15 protein-coding genes are annotated in these 16,912 nt (G+C 64.7%); 1 reads left to right on the top strand and 14 read right to left on the bottom strand.

All coding sequences use genetic code 11. From position 1 onward, the window contains the following. The first annotated feature begins 156 nt into the window (after nt 1-156). Nucleotides 157-1,521 carry a hypothetical protein gene (locus tag AB0Q96_RS14355; RefSeq protein WP_365325143.1) on the top strand — a complete coding sequence of 455 codons (1,365 nt, stop codon included), beginning with the start codon at nt 157-159 and terminating at the stop codon, nt 1,519-1,521. A 379-nt stretch (nt 1,522-1,900) separates the two neighbouring features. Here the strand turns inward: AB0Q96_RS14355 and AB0Q96_RS14350 are convergent, their stop codons facing one another. The 14 genes from AB0Q96_RS14350 to AB0Q96_RS14285 form a co-directional block, all read right to left on the bottom strand. Then, nucleotides 1,901-2,155, bottom strand: a complete 255-nt coding sequence (locus AB0Q96_RS14350) for a hypothetical protein (protein ID WP_365325141.1) — start codon at nt 2,153-2,155, stop codon at nt 1,901-1,903. A gap of 558 nt (nt 2,156-2,713) precedes the next feature. Continuing rightward, nucleotides 2,714-3,523, bottom strand: a complete 810-nt coding sequence (locus tag AB0Q96_RS14345; RefSeq protein ID WP_365325139.1) for a sigma factor — start codon at nt 3,521-3,523, stop codon at nt 2,714-2,716. 393 nt (nt 3,524-3,916) lie between these two features. Then, a complete protein-coding gene (locus AB0Q96_RS14340; RefSeq protein WP_365325137.1) occupies nt 3,917-5,770 on the bottom strand; it encodes a DNA polymerase in 1,854 nt (617 codons plus the stop codon). Nucleotides 5,771-5,838: 68 nt separating this feature from the next. Continuing rightward, nucleotides 5,839-8,277, bottom strand: a complete 2,439-nt coding sequence (locus AB0Q96_RS14335; RefSeq protein WP_365325135.1) for a phage/plasmid primase, P4 family — start codon at nt 8,275-8,277, stop codon at nt 5,839-5,841. Next, nucleotides 8,264-8,797: a hypothetical protein gene (locus AB0Q96_RS14330; protein ID WP_365325133.1), complete on the bottom strand. Its 534-nt coding sequence runs from the start codon at nt 8,795-8,797 to the stop codon at nt 8,264-8,266. The genes AB0Q96_RS14335 and AB0Q96_RS14330 overlap by 14 nt, the downstream gene beginning before the upstream one ends. Before the next feature lie 248 nt (nt 8,798-9,045). Then, complete coding sequence (locus AB0Q96_RS14325; RefSeq protein WP_365325131.1) at nt 9,046-9,327, bottom strand: hypothetical protein; 282 nt, start codon at nt 9,325-9,327, stop codon at nt 9,046-9,048. Between the two features lie 524 nt (nt 9,328-9,851). Next, nucleotides 9,852-10,457 carry a DNA cytosine methyltransferase gene (locus tag AB0Q96_RS14320; protein ID WP_365325129.1) on the bottom strand — a complete coding sequence of 202 codons (606 nt, stop codon included), beginning with the start codon at nt 10,455-10,457 and terminating at the stop codon, nt 9,852-9,854. Beyond that, nucleotides 10,426-11,124, bottom strand: coding sequence for a hypothetical protein (locus AB0Q96_RS14315; protein ID WP_365325128.1), 699 nt, complete (start codon nt 11,122-11,124; stop codon nt 10,426-10,428). The genes AB0Q96_RS14320 and AB0Q96_RS14315 overlap by 32 nt, the downstream gene beginning before the upstream one ends. 82 nt (nt 11,125-11,206) lie before the next feature. After that, complete coding sequence (locus AB0Q96_RS14310; protein WP_365325126.1) at nt 11,207-12,043, bottom strand: hypothetical protein; 837 nt, start codon at nt 12,041-12,043, stop codon at nt 11,207-11,209. 147 nt (nt 12,044-12,190) lie between these two features. Continuing rightward, nucleotides 12,191-12,676 (bottom strand): hypothetical protein, encoded by a 486-nt coding sequence (locus AB0Q96_RS14305; RefSeq protein WP_365325124.1) that lies wholly within the window; start codon nt 12,674-12,676, stop codon nt 12,191-12,193. 89 nt (nt 12,677-12,765) lie between these two features. Beyond that, nucleotides 12,766-13,020: a hypothetical protein gene (locus AB0Q96_RS14300; RefSeq protein ID WP_365325122.1), complete on the bottom strand. Its 255-nt coding sequence runs from the start codon at nt 13,018-13,020 to the stop codon at nt 12,766-12,768. A gap of 572 nt (nt 13,021-13,592) precedes the next feature. Further along, nucleotides 13,593-14,366 carry a peptidoglycan-binding protein gene (locus AB0Q96_RS14295; protein WP_365325120.1) on the bottom strand — a complete coding sequence of 258 codons (774 nt, stop codon included), beginning with the start codon at nt 14,364-14,366 and terminating at the stop codon, nt 13,593-13,595. 75 nt (nt 14,367-14,441) lie between these two features. Continuing rightward, a complete protein-coding gene (locus AB0Q96_RS14290) occupies nt 14,442-14,696 on the bottom strand; it encodes a hypothetical protein (protein ID WP_365325118.1) in 255 nt (84 codons plus the stop codon). A gap of 9 nt (nt 14,697-14,705) precedes the next feature. Then, the gene (locus AB0Q96_RS14285) at nt 14,706-16,565 is read right to left on the bottom strand and encodes a hypothetical protein (RefSeq protein ID WP_365325116.1); all 1,860 of its coding nucleotides are present in this window, start codon (nt 16,563-16,565) and stop codon (nt 14,706-14,708) included. Between the last annotated feature and the right edge of the window lie 347 nt (nt 16,566-16,912).

Raw genomic sequence — 16,912 nt, 5'->3', positions numbered from 1 at the left:
AAACACCGGCGCCCATGTCTCACCTCCCGTACGGGAACGCTCTGTTCCCGCCATGCACAGATCGGCTGCGTACGAAGAGCTAACCGTGGGACGTGCATGAACCGGTACCTTGGAGGGGAGGGCAAATCATAAGTCTCATAAGCGCTAGGGGTTGGCGTGGCCAGAGCTTCTGAACGACGGCGTAATCAAGGACTCTGCACCCTGCTTGATCAGGCGGGATACTCGGACACGAAGTTCGCCCATGCAGTGAACCGTCTCGGTGTTGAGGCTGGCCTCTCCCTTGCCTACCAGCAGCCCTCCGTATCCCAGTGGAAGCAAGGAGCACAGCCAAAAGCCGAGGTCAGACCCGTAATCCTCGCTGCGCTGGAACACCGATTGGGCCGCCCGGTGACCTACGCAGAGGCGGGGCTGCAACGGCCTGAGGGGCACTCAGACGGGTCCAAGCGTGACACCGTGGAGTCCCTGATCGATCTCGGGAAGGAAGACATGGACCCATCCCGCCGCAAACTCTTAACTGCGGGCATCTACTCCGCTGCGCTCACTGTGCCCGCCTTTTCTGCGCTTGTGGCGGAAGCGCATGCCGATGACCGTGAACGTCTCACTCGGCCGACGGGAAGAATCGGGCAAGGGGAAGTCGATACCGTCCGCCGAATGACCGACAAGATCGCGGATATCCTGGATGATCTGGGCGGTGGACACGCTCGGCCCATGGCCGCTGCGTTCCTCGTCAACACCGTTGGAACCTACTTGCGGGCAGACGCATCAGGCACGGTGCACCGGGACATGCTCTCTGCGGCGTCCGATCTCGTCTACCTCACTGGGTGGATGGCGATGTACGAACGCGCCCACGGACTAGGCCAGACCTACTACCTTCGAGCCCTGGACCTAGCGCGGGAGTCCAGCGACCAACTCACCTACTGCCGGACGCTGCGCGGGATGAGTTTGCAGGCGTCCCACCTTCGCCATGGTCGAAAGGCTCTGGAGTTCGCAGACTCGGCTGCCGAAGCGGCCCCCCAAGCTGGCCCGCGACTGGTGGCGTTCCTACGCGGGCAGCAGGCTCACGCATCCGCCATGGTCGGTGATCACCGGGGAGCCCGCGCGCGGCTTGCCGAAGCGGAAGCGGCTCTATCCAAGGCGGACTCCAGGCGTGACGCCGTGGGCGGCTACGACCAAGCCGCGTTCCAGTTCCATGTGTCCCATGTGCACTACGAGCAAAGGGACTTGGCGGGCTCAATTAGGGCCCTCAAGTCGTCCATCCGGATCATGTCGCCGACAGAGCGACAAGGACGGCTTCACGCTCATGCTGTTCTTGCGCAGCGACAATTCGAGCTTGGGCACGTGGAGGAAGCGTGCGCGTCGTGGGGGCGCTTCCTGGACGACTACGAAGTCCTCTCCACGGCGCGCGGAGATGAGCACTTCGACAAGCTACGGGCCTTGACGATGCCCCCGCGTAACACATCGAGGGCAGTACGTGAGCTGCGCGATCGAATCCCTGAGGTGACTAGGCGGAAGGCGGCATGACGCACGTCCCGATGTCCGTCGGCGCGTTTTCCGTGTTCCTGGCGAACGTCAAGGCCGACCAGCACGCCGCCTGAACGCACAACAGCCCCGCCCCACACCCGAGTTGGGAGTAGGGCGGGGCTTCGTCATGCAGCGGCGGCAAGCTGGGCGGGCAGGGGCAGGAAGGGAACGCCGACGGGCGGGGCCTGGTCGGGCGCGCGGTCCGTCAGCCACACGCCCCACCCCGTCTCATCGCGGGAGATCGGGATGCGGTGCACGCTCACGCCGTACCGCAGAGTGAGGCCGGCTCGAACGAGAACCCTCGCCATGTCGGCCGCAGCTTCGTAGGCGTCCGTCCTGGACTCCGTGCCGTCGATAAACGTGCGCGTCGGGGCCGTGGTCACGCTGCCCCCCGATTCAGCTCGTCGGCAAGTCGGTTCACCCGGTGCAGCGCTGCGACGCGCTCGCGGTCGTCGAGGATGACCCACGGTTCAGTGTTGGGGATCCAGCGGTCCGTCTCTTCGGAACGCTGCCAGTACCACTGACCCACCACGTCGCCCGTAGCGATGTGGTGGGCTGTGATGCGCCACATCATCTCGTCGCACTTCTCCAGGAGGCTGGCGACTCGGGGCCCGTGCAGCGCGAGAGCTGCCACGAGTTCCCCGTCATGGGCGGCGGCGACCCGCCGAGCGGGTACGTCGTGCGCGGGCACCCACTCCCAAAACAAACCGGCCGGTCCGCGCTGAAACACCTCTACGCGCAGCTCTACGGACGGGCCACCCCTGCCCGTAGTCCGGTTCGTCGTGATCTTGACCCTTTCAGTACCCACGCCCACCCCTCCATGATCGAACACCTTTGCGGCTTCGACGTCGACATTAGGTCATCGCATTCGGCCACGCAAGGGGTTTCGATCCGAAGAACCGCAGGTCAGGGCAGCTATGAGACCGCACGGTCTGGTTTTGAGGGTGCCTCTTGGCTCAATCTGCGCGTGGATGCTGAAAGTTGAGACCCGAACGACCGGCGGGCAGGGGTGCTGCTTGTGGTCCACCAAGCGAGACCGGCAGATTTCGGAGCTCCGGCAGCAGTCGTGCAGCCTCACACACGGGTCTGACAACGGTGGCGACGGTGCGGCCGGTGCTGTCCTGAACGTGCATGTCCACCAGGGCGCCGCATCGGGTGACGGTCACGGTGCCGCCGTCGCGGGTCGGCAGGGTCACCATGCGCGTGCACCAGCTCGGTACAGCTCGGCAAAGCGAACCTTGCCCTTACTGCGGGCTTGCTTCACCTGGTCCGTGGTCACGCCCATGTCGTCCGCCAAGTCGGCGTCCGGCCCGTCGCCGTAGTGCCCGACCGGGGATACGCCATGGTCGGCCTTGAGTACGTGGCGCTGCCGCTCGGACAGCAGCCCCAACGTGCGGTGCACACACTCGCGGATGACGCGGCGGCGGTGGCTCGCGATGTCGGCGGAGTCCACCAGGTCGGCGGGCACGCCCATTTCCTGAGCGATCACGTCCCCGAGAGTGAAGCTCTCGCCGTGCCGAGCGCTGTTGACCGGCCTGTCCAAAGAGTCGAGACCGAGCCACGAAAGGCGAGCCGCGCGGGCAAGATCAGGGGTCAGCCTGTCGGTTCCGCGTTCCTCGGACGCAGCGATTTTCTCCGCTTCGTAAGGGTCGCCGGCGGCGAGGCAGAGCGCGTGCTCAAACCGCTTGGCCGTGTAGGCACTGACCCCGGGGCGGGTGGCTTCGCGCCGTGCGTCAGCCATGGCCCGGGTAATCCGACGGTCGATGTGTGCCATGAACTGTGCGGGGTCGTCACCGGCGAACTCACCGAGCGCTTCCCACACCGCTATTCGACCCACCTGCGTGAGGTCTTCCACCAGGTCCGAGTCTGTGTGCCCGGTCGTGGCGGCGAACCTGCGGGCTCGGGACTTTACGAGTTCTTCGGTTTCCCGGATTACTGACGACACCGCGTCAAGGTCATTGCTCTTGGCGTCGGAAATCTGGACATGGGTGAGCTGCGTCATGGGGCACCGTTCCGAGTGGGATTTGTTGGGTCCTGTAGGGACCGGGGGTGTCCCGGAACGGAGCGGAAAAGGGCAAGAAAGCCCCTCAGCTCGAATGCAATGCGCCTTGCAAAAGGGCATGAAAATGCCCCGTCCCGGATTAGCAGGACGGGGCTTGCGCATTGCCTTGTCGCTGCGTGGCACCGAAATTAGGTCGGCGCCACGGAGCGGGCAATGTCATAGATTCATGCGTTATCTTCGCCTAGTAGGGCAAAGGGTCTTGATTGGACATGGGACCGTTATCTGATGGGTCGTCATTGCTTGATTTGTGATCAAGCAGAGGGCAACCCTCCCGCTTGATCACGTGTCCGCGCGGACATGAAATCGCAAGTCTTCGCAGGTCAAAGGGTTAAGTCAGTAGTCGGCGCCGTACAGGCTGCCCCACGAGCGACCGCCGATCTCGACGTCGGCTGTGATGGGCACGCCGTACAGGTCCATGGACATGCACCGCTGGAACTCCCGCGCGATGTCCTCGGCGTCACGCTTCGGAACGGACGCCAAAGCCTCATCGTGAATAGGCAAGCGGCAGTATTCGAGCAGCCCGGCACTCTGAATGTTGAGCAGTGCCTGTCCAAGTAGATCGCGCGCCGCGCTTTGGCAGGCGTAATTGACGACGCTGTAACTGCGGTCCCGATCCAGAGGGAGCCGGCGGCCCGTGGCGGAGATAAAGACCATGCCGTTTTGGAAAGCCTGTCGCTGCCACCGCGAGGATGCACGCTTGATCTCGGGAAAGGCGCGGTCATACGCGGCGACCGCTTGCGCAATCTCCGCTTCGGTGGCTCCGGTCTGCCTCGAAATCGTCCGGATGCCGCCCCCGTATACCTTTCCAAATCCGGCCCCCTTGAATACCTTGCGGTCTTTCGTGGTGGCTTGGTCGCCCTTTATGAGCCGCGCGGTGTATGCGTGAATATCGAACTTCTCACCACCGCTTAGGAATCCCTCTTTCATGCGGCGCACGTTGGCGAGCGCTGCGAGGACCCGCATTTCCACTGCCTGAAAGTCGGTGGAGACAATGACGTGTCCGGGCTCGGCGAGAATCGCGCGGCGGATGACGTGATCCGAACTCGGGAGCTGGTGCAACCCGTCCGTAACACTCATGCGGCCCGTGCGTGCGGCGAGAGGGGAAATCGTGCTGTGAATGCGCCCGTGCGCATCCAGCTTGGTCATGAAGCGTTCGGCATAACTGACGCCCCACTTTGACGCTCGCTTCGCTCTCAGCACCGCATCGGCAAGCACGTTCGGCTCTCGGGCCCCGATGCGCTGCCAGTCCCGGTCAAGGTCGGCGAGGGGCAGCAGGACGGCTTTATCCACCTTGAGCGCGCCCGAGTCGGTCCGCTCGGTCAAGGTCTCGCCCATGCCCAAGAGGGCTTCCGCCACCTGCGCGGGGCTGCCGACCGACGCGACTCCGTAGCGGGCTGCCACCGCCGCGTAGGTGTCGGTTTCCTCGGCGAGCCGGCGAGCGAGCGGGCCCGCGTAGTCCTGGTCCACCAGCAGCCCCGTGCGCTGCATGACCGCGCAGATACGCGCTAGCTCGTGCTCGTACATAACGAGCTGGTCCCGCACGCCGAGCCGCGCGAGTTCCCGACGCAGCACCGGGCCGAGCCGCGCCGTGAGGATCACGTCAAGTCCCGCGTATAGAAGGTAAGTCGGGTGCGTGAGCGAGATACCGGCCCACCCGGTTGCCTTAGTCAGCCCAAGGGAGTTGAAAACCTTTGTGAGTCCGCCCTGAGTGTCGGGGGCGGACGGGTCGACCCACTTCGCCGAAAGGGGCTTGAGTGCGGTTCCTGCCCCGCCCTCGGAGGGCTGCCGAGGATCAATAAGCGCCGCAAGGATGCGGGTATCCGTGGTGAGCGGTGCCAGGTCTTCCAAGGGAATACCGGCGCACTGGCCGAGGACGAGCCAGTCAAAGGCAGCATTGTGGATCAGGATTTCCCGGCAGCGCAGCAGCGCGTCATGGGCATACTGCGCGTGGTGGCCCCCACGTTCATAGAGGATCACCCATGCGTCCCGCGCATCACCGAACTGGACCGTGCGCAAGCGAAACGAAGGGCTAAAGATCTCAAGGCCCGTTGTCTCGGTGTCAATGGCGATAGGGCCCCGGGCACGGGCGCGGTATAGCCACTTCCAGAATTCTCCGAGGTCTTCCGTCGTCTCGGGAACGTGCACGGTCACCGGCTCGCCGGCTATCTCGTGCCGTAGCTCGATCATGCTTCCCCCTTGAAACAAAAAAAGGGGCCGCCCACCTGGTCAAGGTGAACGGCCCCGCGTGCTTGGTGCTAGCTCCCGAAAATTCCCGGGCCGGTCTGTTCGGGGCTCTCGTCGGCAAGTCGCAGACCACCGAGGGAGATACCCCGGTTGGTTCGCCTTTTGATCGCTCCGCGTTCCTCCATGGCGGAGTAGAAAGCCTGACGCGTCCAGCGCTCCCGACCGGGGAGGTTTTCGGCCTCACACCAATCCAAATAGCTGTTGAAAGCATCGTTTCCGCTCATGGTCACCGAGTCGTCGGCCCATTCCAGAACGCCCGGCAGGAAGCCGGCGAGCGGGTCCGAGGTCTCGCGGTACTCCTGACTTGCACCCGTGATGACCTGCGGGTCTCGCAGTCCCTCGCGGTACCAGGACACGGCCCCACGGACCGCCCACGCGGCAATCCCCTCGGCCTCGGCGAGCAGCTTCCTATCGAGCGCAGGGTCTCGCTCCTCGGGAGCAAACCACCTGGTGAAAGGAAGCAGCTTGACGCGTCGCCAAAGTCCCTCGTCCTGACTCTTAAACTTGGGCTTGTGGTTCGTCGCGAGCAGCAGCAGGAACGACGGTCGGAACTCGAAGAATTCCTGTCGCAAGAACCTTGCCGAGATCATGTCCTTACCGGTCACCCGCTTGAGAATCGACTCGGACATGGGCTTTCCGGACTCACCCTCGGACGCCATTACCAGCCTTGCACCCCGAAGCGCTGCGATGTCATTCGGAATGCCGCCGCTCTTGCGTTCCTCGAAAGTGGAGAACGGAGTAGTGCGCGAGATAGCCCGGAACACCGACGTGAGAGTGTCCACGAGCACGCTCTTTCCGTTGGCTCCCTTGCCCCACAGAACCGCGAATGCCTGTTCCGTGGTGTGCCCCGTGATGCCGTACCCGACCATGCGCTGAATGTACGCAGGCATGTCCGGCATACCGGGGAAGATTTCCTGTAGGAATGCCTCCCAGCGGGGGCACTGTGCGGCGGGGTCGTAGTCGATGTCGAGTGCGTACGTGAGTAGGTCGGCCTGGTCGTGAGGGCGCAGCCGGCCCGTACGCAGATCAACGGTCCCGTTACGGAAGTTCAACAGGTCGGGACGGTCGTCAAAGTCGGTCGCACTGATAGATACGTTGGGAACGGAACAAAGCTCGGTCAGCAAAGCGTCAATGCGACTGGTCATGGTGAAGCCCCGAGCAAGCTGGTTTTGACCCGCAAGCACCAGGGCGGCGCCCATGCGGTGGATTTCCTGCCTCACTCGCATGTCGGACCGGACCCACACCCGCCCGTCCCACGTATAGAAACCGAGCCCGGACGCGTAGCGAATGCGTCCCCCGGACCACGCCACCAAAGCGTGTGCGTTCATCGCGTCGGATTCGCCGTACGTGCTGACGAGCTTGGACAGGATCTCCGCAGCCTCCGCGCCCTGGTCGCGCGACACGGTGTCGGCACCGGTCCGGTGCGTCAGCTCGGCGGTACGGGCCGCCGCTTCCCGCTCAGCGGTGTCCCTCGCGGGACGGGCCGCCTTGACCGCACGGTGCAACTCGGCGGGGAACGCGACAGGGTCCCGCTCGCGCCAGTCGGTCAGATCGTCGCCCGGGTGCGGGACATCGAGCACCAGGGCAGCGACCCCATGGGCTGTCAGCCCCTCGGCGAGACGCTGCGAGAATCCCGAGCCCGCTCGGTCGGCGTCGCCGCAGATGATCACGAGCTGTCCGCGCAGCCCCTCGGCAAGCTCGGCAACCAGCTCGGGCGAGCCGGCGAGCGAGGCACCACGCACCACCACCGCGTCATAGCCCACCGCCACGGCAGTAAGACCATCCCCCGGGCCCTCGGTGACCAGGACCGTGCCGTATCCGCCCTGGCCCCGCATGACTCCGTACGGAGCCCACCGGTACCCGCGCGGATTCATCAGTGAGAGCCACCGCCCCGGACAGTCGCCGGTCAGGTCTCGCCCCTGTAGCCCCTGCGTCGCTCCGTTGAATCCACGGAGTGGAACGGTCAGCCGCGCAAATGAGCGGTACGCGCGGGACAGGTGGGGGAAGCCCTCGCCCTGGTGCCCGTCGTCGACACCCACACCGAGTTCAACGGCGGTGTCCAGGTCGAGCCCGAAGCGGCCCGTGAGGTACTTCCGTGCGCGCTCGGGCCACTCGCCGGCGTAGTCCCCAGCTAGGGCGAGTGAGCATCGGTCTGCGTACGTGGCGAGGGCGGCAGTGTGGGCCACGGACACCAGCTCGGGGCGTCCAGCAGCCACCACGGCCCCGGGGCCGGTCGCGTCGAATAGATCGGACCAGCCGAGCCGTACGGCGGCGATCACGTCCCCCGTGTCGCAGCCGGCCCGGCACGTAAGCCTCACCTTGTCGTCCTCGCCCCGCCAGATACGCAGCGAGGGCCGCGAGTCCTGGTGAGCGGGGCACAGCGCGGAGTACCCGCCGTCCGCCTCGCTGGACGCCGACTCGAACCGGGCAAGCAGATCAGCGAACAGCACGCGCGCTCACCCCCGAGGGAGCGTTACGGCGGTAGTCGCCGATCAGGTGGGCGAAGTCCCGCACGGTGGTGGTCAGATACCAGCGGGACGTGTCGAGCCCGCGCAGCGAGACCGACCAACCGTAGAGAGCCGCGAATTCCTGCGTGGGCATTCCGAGGGCGAGGCGGATGCGGGTCCAGGTCCGTACGGAGACATGTACGCGCCCCATGGCGACTGCGGACCCGCGTACCTTCCGGACGACCACGCCGAACGGGAATCCCGCGTGTCCCGCCTCGGTCTCCGCCTGCCGAATCCACGTCGGCACGGCGGGTGTTGCGGTGTTCTTCGCCTCCAGGACGAACGGCGCACAGTGGATGTCGCCAACGTCGCGTGCACCTTCCTGCGCAGCTCGGCGAACGTTCGCCCCGTTCATCGGGTCAAGGAACTTTCCGTGCGCGTCCACCAGGCCGAGGAAGCTATTCAGATAGTCGCGGATCGCGCTTTCCCACTGCGTGCCGCGTGCCTTGTTCGGGTTAGCCAATTTCGGCCCCCTGACGAATCACGCAACCCCGCCCCATGGCGTGTGCCGCTGCGGCGAGATAGCGAATCCAGTCCGGACGCGACTTCCAGCCGTCGTAAAGGTGTAGTTCGTCGCCTGCCGACAGTTCGCGTACGTCCCCGATGGGGGGCGCACAGTCGGCGGATATCTCGTAGATCATTCGTCCCCCCACACAGCAGAGGGCCGGGCAACCTGTAATTGGTCGCCCGGCCCTCTGCCTGGTCGTACTTTTACTTTCGTTCGCCGGCTGCACCCGGAATGATGAGCCGGACATGCTCCGCAGAAATCCACTCCTTGCGGAGCGACCGGCGCTTGGTGAATCCGGATTCAACCCCGGTGGGCTGCACGCGCAGCATTGCCCGCAGACGCCCGTCAACAAGGCGAGTGGTCACCCGATCGACGATCGCGTCGACCATGCGCACCCGGTTCCCCTGCCGTGCCGCGTAGGCCACGAGATCGTCCCGGTAGAGCTCTTCGCCGCTGTAGTCGGTGACTACCCCTCGCTTACCCATGCCCGTCCCCCTTGTAGTTCAGTAGATGTAGATAGGCTGCGAAAGCCTGTTGCGACACGACTCCGTTACCAGCTGCCTTTAGCTGCCGAGCCCGATTGAGGCCCGGAACGTGCGTGACCCAGCCACGGGGCAACCCCATGAGCCATTCCGCAAAAACGGACGCGAGCCGACGACCACCGCGAGGCCCAAATTCGACCGGGATCGGTGCGGGGGTGCCCATGAGCACTTCCCAGCGATGCACAGCCGGCGCATAGTCCGCCCACCACTCGCGAGGGCTGTGAAAAGCCCCCGGAGTCTCCTCAGCAACTTCCGGGTCTACGGGCAGCAGATAGGAAACCTCATCATCGAGCGTCGGCCCGTGCCCGCCCGCCTTCCGCTTTTCGGGATGCTGCGGAGCGCCATTCGACCCCAAATTCGCGGTCGGTGTTTTGAAGAGCTTATGCGCGCGGTCCTTGTCGAATAGACGGGCTACTGCGGTAACGAGATCCTGCCCGCCGCTACCGTCCCGCTCGTCCCGCGCGAAATCAGGGCCCTTCGTGGCGTCGGATGCCAGCGGAGTTGGCAGCAGGGGTAGCGACGAGAAACCATCTATCGCGGTGGTGGGCGGCTCCAACTGCGGAAGCCCGATGGCAACACCATCTTGTGTCGTACCGTGCCTCGGCCAGTCCCGCGAGTATGTGCGCGAGGCCCCTGTTTCGGATGGCGGATACGTTCTCCAAGAAAACGAGCCGTGGTCGAAGAACGCGAATGGCCCCGAGTACGCTTTCCCAGATACCCGACCTCTCACCGTGAATCCCCGCCCGCTTTCCCGCATTGCTGATGTCCTGGCAGGGGAAACCCGCCGTAATAATGTCTACTTCGCCCGCGATGGCGGACCAGTCGTACGTAGTGATGTCGCCTAGATTTGGTGCGTGCGGATACCGGTTGGCGAGGATCAGGGACGCGTAAGGGTCTACCTCCGCTACGTATCTGATTCGTTCCCCGGTCAGTGCCTCTACGGCCCGGCCGATTCCCCCGTATCCGGCGCACAGTTCCAGAATCGGAATGTGGATACCTCCGTGATAGAGGGGCCCGAATCGTGCCGGGCCCCTCGGCCGGCTAGAACGGAGTCGGCTCCGCAATCGCGTCATTCCAGGACTTGAGCACGCGGATAACCGGCTTGCGGTATGAAACTTCGCGGCCCTTCTTCGTGGTGAACTCCACCAGCTCAAGCTCAAGCGTGCACAGCGCTTCGCCGTTGACCTTGTCCAGGGCGTCTTCCACCTGGTAAAGAACCTCAGCGAGCTTCCAGGAGCCGGTCTGGAGCTTGAAGATGCCAAGGTCGTAATCCTCGGCGAGACGGAAATTCACGGCGATAGAAGGAGACGGGCCACGCTTGGCCTTCGCAGCCGCCTTACGGTCTTCCATGAGCGCGGGGCAGCGGCACGGCTTGCCCTTGTCCTCATCCGGAGAAAGGAACTCGACACCATCACAGTGGTGAATGAGAGCCGAGCCGTTCCAGAGCTTGAGATCCGAGGAAATCGCGTCCGCTCCGGAAAGAACCACCTTGGTAAGCGACTTCTCCGTCAGAACCTCAATGTAGTTCTCGGACGTGGAATCGGTCTCGACCGGAGTTCCGCCCATGAGCTGAGAAATCGATTCGGCAACCTCAGGATCGCCGGTCGTCACACGCCACTCGGAAAGGGCAACAGGAATGCCGTTCTCCGCCTTGCCGCCGTGAAAGCGGCCCACCGTGTCATCAGAGAACGCCTGCTTCGGCTTGGCGTTCGGGTCGGTCTCAAAAATTCGCAGAGCCATACTGTATCCCCCTGGTTTTGGGCATGAAAAAAGACGAGTCGCCTAGTTGCGCTCGTCCGTGCTTAGGTGCGTTTGGTTTTGGCTAAGAGGCTCGCCGCTGCGTGCCGGTGACAAGCCGGCGGACGCTCTCGGCAATCGGGACACCGAAAACGGTCTTGGACAGATCGCGGTCCCAGTGGAAGACGTGGCGCAGCGTCAGAAAGACATTGAAGATCTCTTCATCGATACGGACCGGCTTGAACACCCACCCCTCGGGCGTGATGTGGAGTACCGCAGCCCCGTCAATCTGCGGCATCGGCTCGGACGTGCCGTCAGGGGAAATCAGACGGTCGGCGTGCGCGTATGCGGCGAGCTGTAGCGCCACATCCGGATATGCGCTCTTGCTCGTCTTCCAGTCGACAACGAGCGTGTGCCACTCGCCGTTCTCGTGGTCGGGCTTACCGTCCTCACCGAGCCTCACGCGCACAATGGCATCAAAAGAGCCCGCGTACCGGTGCTCATCCGACCACGCCACGTCTTCGGCGCGGACGAGCTGCGGGCGCACAGCCGTAAGGAACTCGGCGAACCCGATTCGGTACGGCTCTAGATCTGGGTGCACGCGGCCGATCTCTTCCAGGCGAACCATGCGCTCGAACATGTCGTGCGCATCGCTACCCACCTTTGCCCGGAGCTTGGTGTATCGCGTGTGAGCGTTTCGCAGGAAATCCACGGCGCCCGCAGGATCGCGCTCGGCGATAGCCCGTACGGCTTCCAGGTTCTCCACTGCGGTTTCCGCAGTCATCCGAGCAGCCCAGAAAGTCAAATAAGGCTTTGGGAGCATCGAGACGATAGAAGTAACACCCGGCACCTTTTCTGCGGTGGACGGGTTGACATAGAAGCGGCTGCCGCCGCGCTTAATGGTCCGGATGGCTCCGGGCATGGTTCCCCCTCGTAGTGCTTGCGTGGATGCGACCAGCGGGCGAGGAGTGGCGAAGTGACGAACTTGTCTTACTTTCTTGGTGAACAAGAAAAACCCAAGAAAAAGAAGGACAGGGGCCACATTCGCCACCCCGTCACCCGCTGGTCGTCAGCGCCGGACGGCGAGCCGGTCCGCGAGTGCGTACAGCTCGTCCACGGACCCGCCGTTGGTCAGCACGGCGTCCGCTGGGTATCCGTCTAGCTCGGTTTCGGACCGGTGTTCGCGCTCGTCCCGTCCGATCGATGTGCGGTCGGGGCGTTCCACCCGGACCAGCAGCGCGCCCCGTTCACGGAGTGCGCGGGCTTCGTTCTCGTACCGGCAGTCCGTGACGACCACGGGCAGCCCCCACCGGTCGGCTACGTCGAGCTTGGCGAGGGCGAGCCGGAGCCAATGCCCCTCGTCCTGGTCCCGGACCCCCTGCCCGAGCCGTTGGAGCGTCCGGCGTACCTCGGGCCGCCGCTTCGCCCGGTCCCACCCCTCACGGCGCAGCACATCGGACAGCCGCAGCGGCAACGAGCTGCCCCCCGCCGGCTCGTGTCCCACGATGGGGTCCACATCGAGGGCGAGGGCGCGCAGCGGGTCCGCAAACGCCACCCGCACAAACTGAAAACGGCTCACGAGCCGAGCGGCTGTTGTGTCCTTCCCAGACCCCGCCCGGCCCATGAACGCGACGTGCCGATAGGTCACGCGGACAGCTCGTCGGCCTGGTCGTCGGCCTGGTGCTCCTCGATGTCGTCGGCCTGGTCGTCGCCCTCGCCGGCCGCAGCGGTCTTGCCGTTCTCGGTGCGCTGGACTGCCTCACCGACACCGAGGACAGCAGCCACCAGACCGAGGACGAGTGCGCTCGGCAGATCGGGCCGGTAGTGGGCGACCAGGGCGAGGGCGGCGACCGCCACGGCATAGATACGGGCGGGATGGGCAGAAACGAACGTATGCATGGGATGTCCTAGGAAATCTCGATTCGAGGACTTGCCCCAAGCGGGGCAGTAGCCTCGGAAGATGGATCGCTTAGAGGTGGCGTACGCCAATGGAGTCCCGCAGTGGATGACTGGTTGTGGGACATGCAGTGACCTGCTTCGCCAACTTGCGGATATCCGATCCGCAGGGACGGACCTGATGGACGAGTGGCGGGAAGTGCAGCGCTGCACATACGAGTTGATGGAACATCAGGTAGATCACGTCGCGGAGCGCGGTGTGCGTCCCCCGCCCCCGTGGGTACTGGGGTGCTCCATCTGCCGCGTGTCCCTCGGTCGCTACTACGTGTCCCTTGACCACAAGGCGCGCGCCATTCGGGACGGCAGCGCCGGTTACTGGGACCACGACGAAGGCTTTATGCGTCGGCATCTCGTGCAGGCGCATAGCGCAGCGCTACCCGACTTGGATCTGACAGGCTGCTCGGTCTGCGCAATGTGGTCGGGCGATGCTGGCCAAGATGTACCCCCGTGGGAGGCGCTTCTCATCCTGGAGCACCGGGCCGACCACGCCTTTCGGATGCGCTGCTAGCGGATGGTCAAGCGGCGGGAACCCGCAGGGCGTCCCACGTGCTCTTGCCGGGCCAGCCGTCTGCGTCGGCACCGCCGAACCCTCGCTTGCGCTGCCATGCCGCGTAGCTCTTGCGGTCCGCTTCGGTCCACTGCGGACCAGGCCCGGACGCGTAACGCCCGCAGCCCTCGGCTGTGAGCCTCTTGCCCATGGCCGTGATCAGAGGGGATCGGGGGTGACGGCGGAAGTAGTCGACCCCGGGGAACGGGGCATAGACCGGCTTCGGCTTGTCCGCCGGGGGCGAGCCGGCGAGCCGCTTGGCCCGAGCGACGATCTCAGGGAGCTGCGCAACGATCCGGGGGCCGGGGCAGCTCGTGTGCCCGCCCCACGCGGCCCCGCCCATCGCGTGCCAGCCGAGCCCCCTGCCGGACGGCCCGGACGCCACCTGTAGCGGCACACCGTGCGTGCGGTGCAGCCACGCGAGCACGTCGGCAATCCGGTCCATCTGCGCGGACGTGAGGGTGTCCCCGCCCTTTCCCTCGTTCTCGATGCTGAGCCACGACGAATTGCCGTCCGCCTGAGCCCATGCCCGGTCGGCCGTGTCGACCCACTGCGTCAGTGCGCCACTCTTCCCGGTGCCGAAGTGGCTCGATGCTCGGGCGGCAGGGTTCCGGAACCAACTGTCCGTACCTGTGAGGGTGCCCGCCATGATGTGCACGACCAGACCGCGTACGGAACTCTGGCCGCCTGGACGGTAGTTGCTTGCAATGGGACGCCATGTCGCGCCCTTGAACTTCGCCATGCTTCCCCCTGATTTCGGGCATGAGAAAGCCCCGTCCGGTTGGCCCGGTACGGGGCGTGTGCTGTGTGTGGTGGGCTACGCGCCGAGCTTGGCCACGGCTAGGCCGGCTGCAACGACGGTTGCCACGGCAGTGATCAACGCAACGGGGAGCACGTACTTTGCTCGCTCGGACTCCAGCCCCCGGATACGGGTCTCGTGGTCCTCCAGCGTCTCTGTCACGCTCTCGCCCTCCTGGCCGAGCCTCTGCACGTCTCCGCGCAGCCCCACCACTTCGTCGTAGATCTCCCGCGCGCCGATACGTACGCCTAGCGGGTCATCGTGTTCGTCCATGCGCCCCTTCTAGGTCGGCGGTGATGCTCCTGGTCGAGTGGGAGGGTCCGGTACCAGTCCCGTATCCGTTGGGGCCCCGGTGCCCTTCGCTCCGCGCAGTGCGAGCGTCTGCCGCACGGCTGTGCCGCTTCCCTCTGTGCGCACACCGACTACCCACGCGAAGGTGTCTAGTTGGGCGCCGGTGGTGTCGGCGACGCGGACAAGGTCCCCCAGGTCAATGCGAGGGTCGGGCAGAACCTCCACGTTCTGAAGCTGCGGGGAGGGGTACGCCCCCGCCCTGATCAGCGCTCGGGCCACTTCCGTTCCCGTGCTCGCATCCTGAATCCATGGAGAGCCCTCGTGTGTGTACGACTGCACCCCGTACGCCGCTTGGCTCGCAATGTCCCTCTCTACCGCAACCGAGATCACGGGGGTGCCCGTACTCTGGGACGGTTTCACCGCCGTGAGGCTGGACGCGTGATAGTAGAACGTGGCAGTTGAACGGTTGCGGATTGTCAGATGGGCCATTCCGCCATCACGCCGCACACTGAACTCCGCAGCGCCATGCACAACAGGCGCCGTCGCACTGGCAGTTGTGCGGATGACCAGCCGTCCATAATTGAGGATGTCGCTGGTCACAACCGGATTGGTCGGGTCGTAGCGGTCCTCGCTCATGGGCATACTGCGGGTGATCGAAGCGCCCGCCGCTACCGCTATGGGACTGGCAGGTGTATCCGTAATGCCGTCCGGTTCGTAGTCGTGGCCTGCCCAGTTCTGCCACCTGACAGTCACGTCATTCCGACACGCGTCGATTTCCTCGGTTACCGTGAGGCTGCCGAGTTCCCGAGCGGACGAGATCGTCAGAACGGGTGCGGTTGGTTCTGCCGCCCACCGGGTGAAGTCCTGCCATCTGACAAATCCGTCTCGGTCGATCTCAATGGTGGACAGTGTGGCCCGTGCAATATCGGTGAGCACCGACCACGTATCGCCCGAGACGGACGGGAAAGCAGCCATGGGAAATGCAGGCGTTCCGAGCGTCGCCCCCTTGGACCACGTTCCCGTCAGGGTCCGTTCAGCGTCCGTGGCCGGCTTGGCAGTCAGCTGCGAAATCTGCATTGCCTCGATGCGCAGATTCGTCACCACGAGATTCACGGTACGGAGCTCTCCAGGAGGTGACGGAGTCGTTGACAGACTCTGATCCGCGCCCACCCAAGCAGTGCCGCCGCTCTTTGTCACCACGGGTGCGATAGTCGGCACGCCGGTAGAGCTCCAACGAAGCCACCATCCGAAATGGTAGGTACCGGGACCCGTGATGGTGGAAGTGGTCCACGTGACCCTCTGATTCAGGGCAGGGTCGGCATTCGCCCCATGACTCGCGGTCAGTGTTCCACTGAGGAAGTTGACATCAACCGCGACGTAACGCGAGTCGGTGCCCGTGTCGTACTGGAGCTTGTAGCGGAGAACCTGGTCGGTGTTGGGGTTGCTGAACGTGGTATTGGCCCACCCCTCCAGCCAAAGCCCGTCAGCAGTGCGATTGACCGTCGCAACCGCCGGCCGATAGGTAGCCTCGGCCGTAGAGAACGTTCCATTCATCGCACTTTCAAAAGGAGCGCCATTTTTAGTCCAGAACGTCCACAGTCCGCTCAGCCGATCCAGATTTCCGACTGTCGGGGAAGCACCTCCATGCATGGGCGCATAGAAAATGGCCGAACTTCGCGGCGGCGGGCATGTATGGATTCCCGCAGCCCTCAAAAGGTGATCCACAACCCACGTGCTAGATGCGACCCAATAGAAGACCAAGCTGCTTTCGGTAACGGCTTTCAGCGGGATGTCGGGGTAGGGGAGCCGGGCCGGCTGACGTAGCCGCTCGGCCCCGTCGAGCGCGGACACACGCACCACGTCTGTCCCGGACTCCGCCGAGCGGCTACGCACCCGCCCCCGGAAGGAGTCGAGCGTCTGGCCCCCGACGCCCCACCCGTGGACTACGGACTGTCCCGGCCGGACAGCATCTCCAGTACCGCGCGGGGACCATGGGCCGTACAGCGCGGGCCCGCTCTTGCCGCCGGCCCCTGTCAGCGTCACGTCGAGCTGCGCGCTACTGGATCCGCTGAACGCCCTCATCGAGTCGGGCAGGTCCGTGGAGTACGCACGGTCCAGCGACCAACGTTCGACCTGCGACGTCATGTCGCGGCCCCCGCACCGCAGTGTGTGTGCTGCGGTGCGCTGTCCGATAGCGA

Source organism: Streptomyces sp. NPDC093111 (genome assembly GCF_040683955.1).
Taxonomy (GTDB): domain Bacteria; phylum Actinomycetota; class Actinomycetes; order Streptomycetales; family Streptomycetaceae; genus Streptomyces.
This window is presented reverse-complemented; position numbering and strand designations above follow the sequence as displayed.

Coding starts and splice junctions, on each gene's coding strand:
- AB0Q96_RS14345 (WP_365325139.1), bottom strand. CDS start 3,523: ATGACGCAGCTCACCCATGTCCAGATTTCCGACGCCAAGAGCAATGAC.
- AB0Q96_RS14340 (WP_365325137.1), bottom strand. CDS start 5,770: ATGATCGAGCTACGGCACGAGATAGCCGGCGAGCCGGTGACCGTGCAC.
- AB0Q96_RS14325 (WP_365325131.1), bottom strand. CDS start 9,327: ATGGGTAAGCGAGGGGTAGTCACCGACTACAGCGGCGAAGAGCTCTAC.
- AB0Q96_RS14320 (WP_365325129.1), bottom strand. CDS start 10,457: ATGACGCGATTGCGGAGCCGACTCCGTTCTAGCCGGCCGAGGGGCCCG.
- AB0Q96_RS14315 (WP_365325128.1), bottom strand. CDS start 11,124: ATGGCTCTGCGAATTTTTGAGACCGACCCGAACGCCAAGCCGAAGCAG.
- AB0Q96_RS14310 (WP_365325126.1), bottom strand. CDS start 12,043: ATGCCCGGAGCCATCCGGACCATTAAGCGCGGCGGCAGCCGCTTCTAT.
- AB0Q96_RS14300 (WP_365325122.1), bottom strand. CDS start 13,020: ATGCATACGTTCGTTTCTGCCCATCCCGCCCGTATCTATGCCGTGGCG.
- AB0Q96_RS14295 (WP_365325120.1), bottom strand. CDS start 14,366: ATGGCGAAGTTCAAGGGCGCGACATGGCGTCCCATTGCAAGCAACTAC.
- AB0Q96_RS14290 (WP_365325118.1), bottom strand. CDS start 14,696: ATGGACGAACACGATGACCCGCTAGGCGTACGTATCGGCGCGCGGGAG.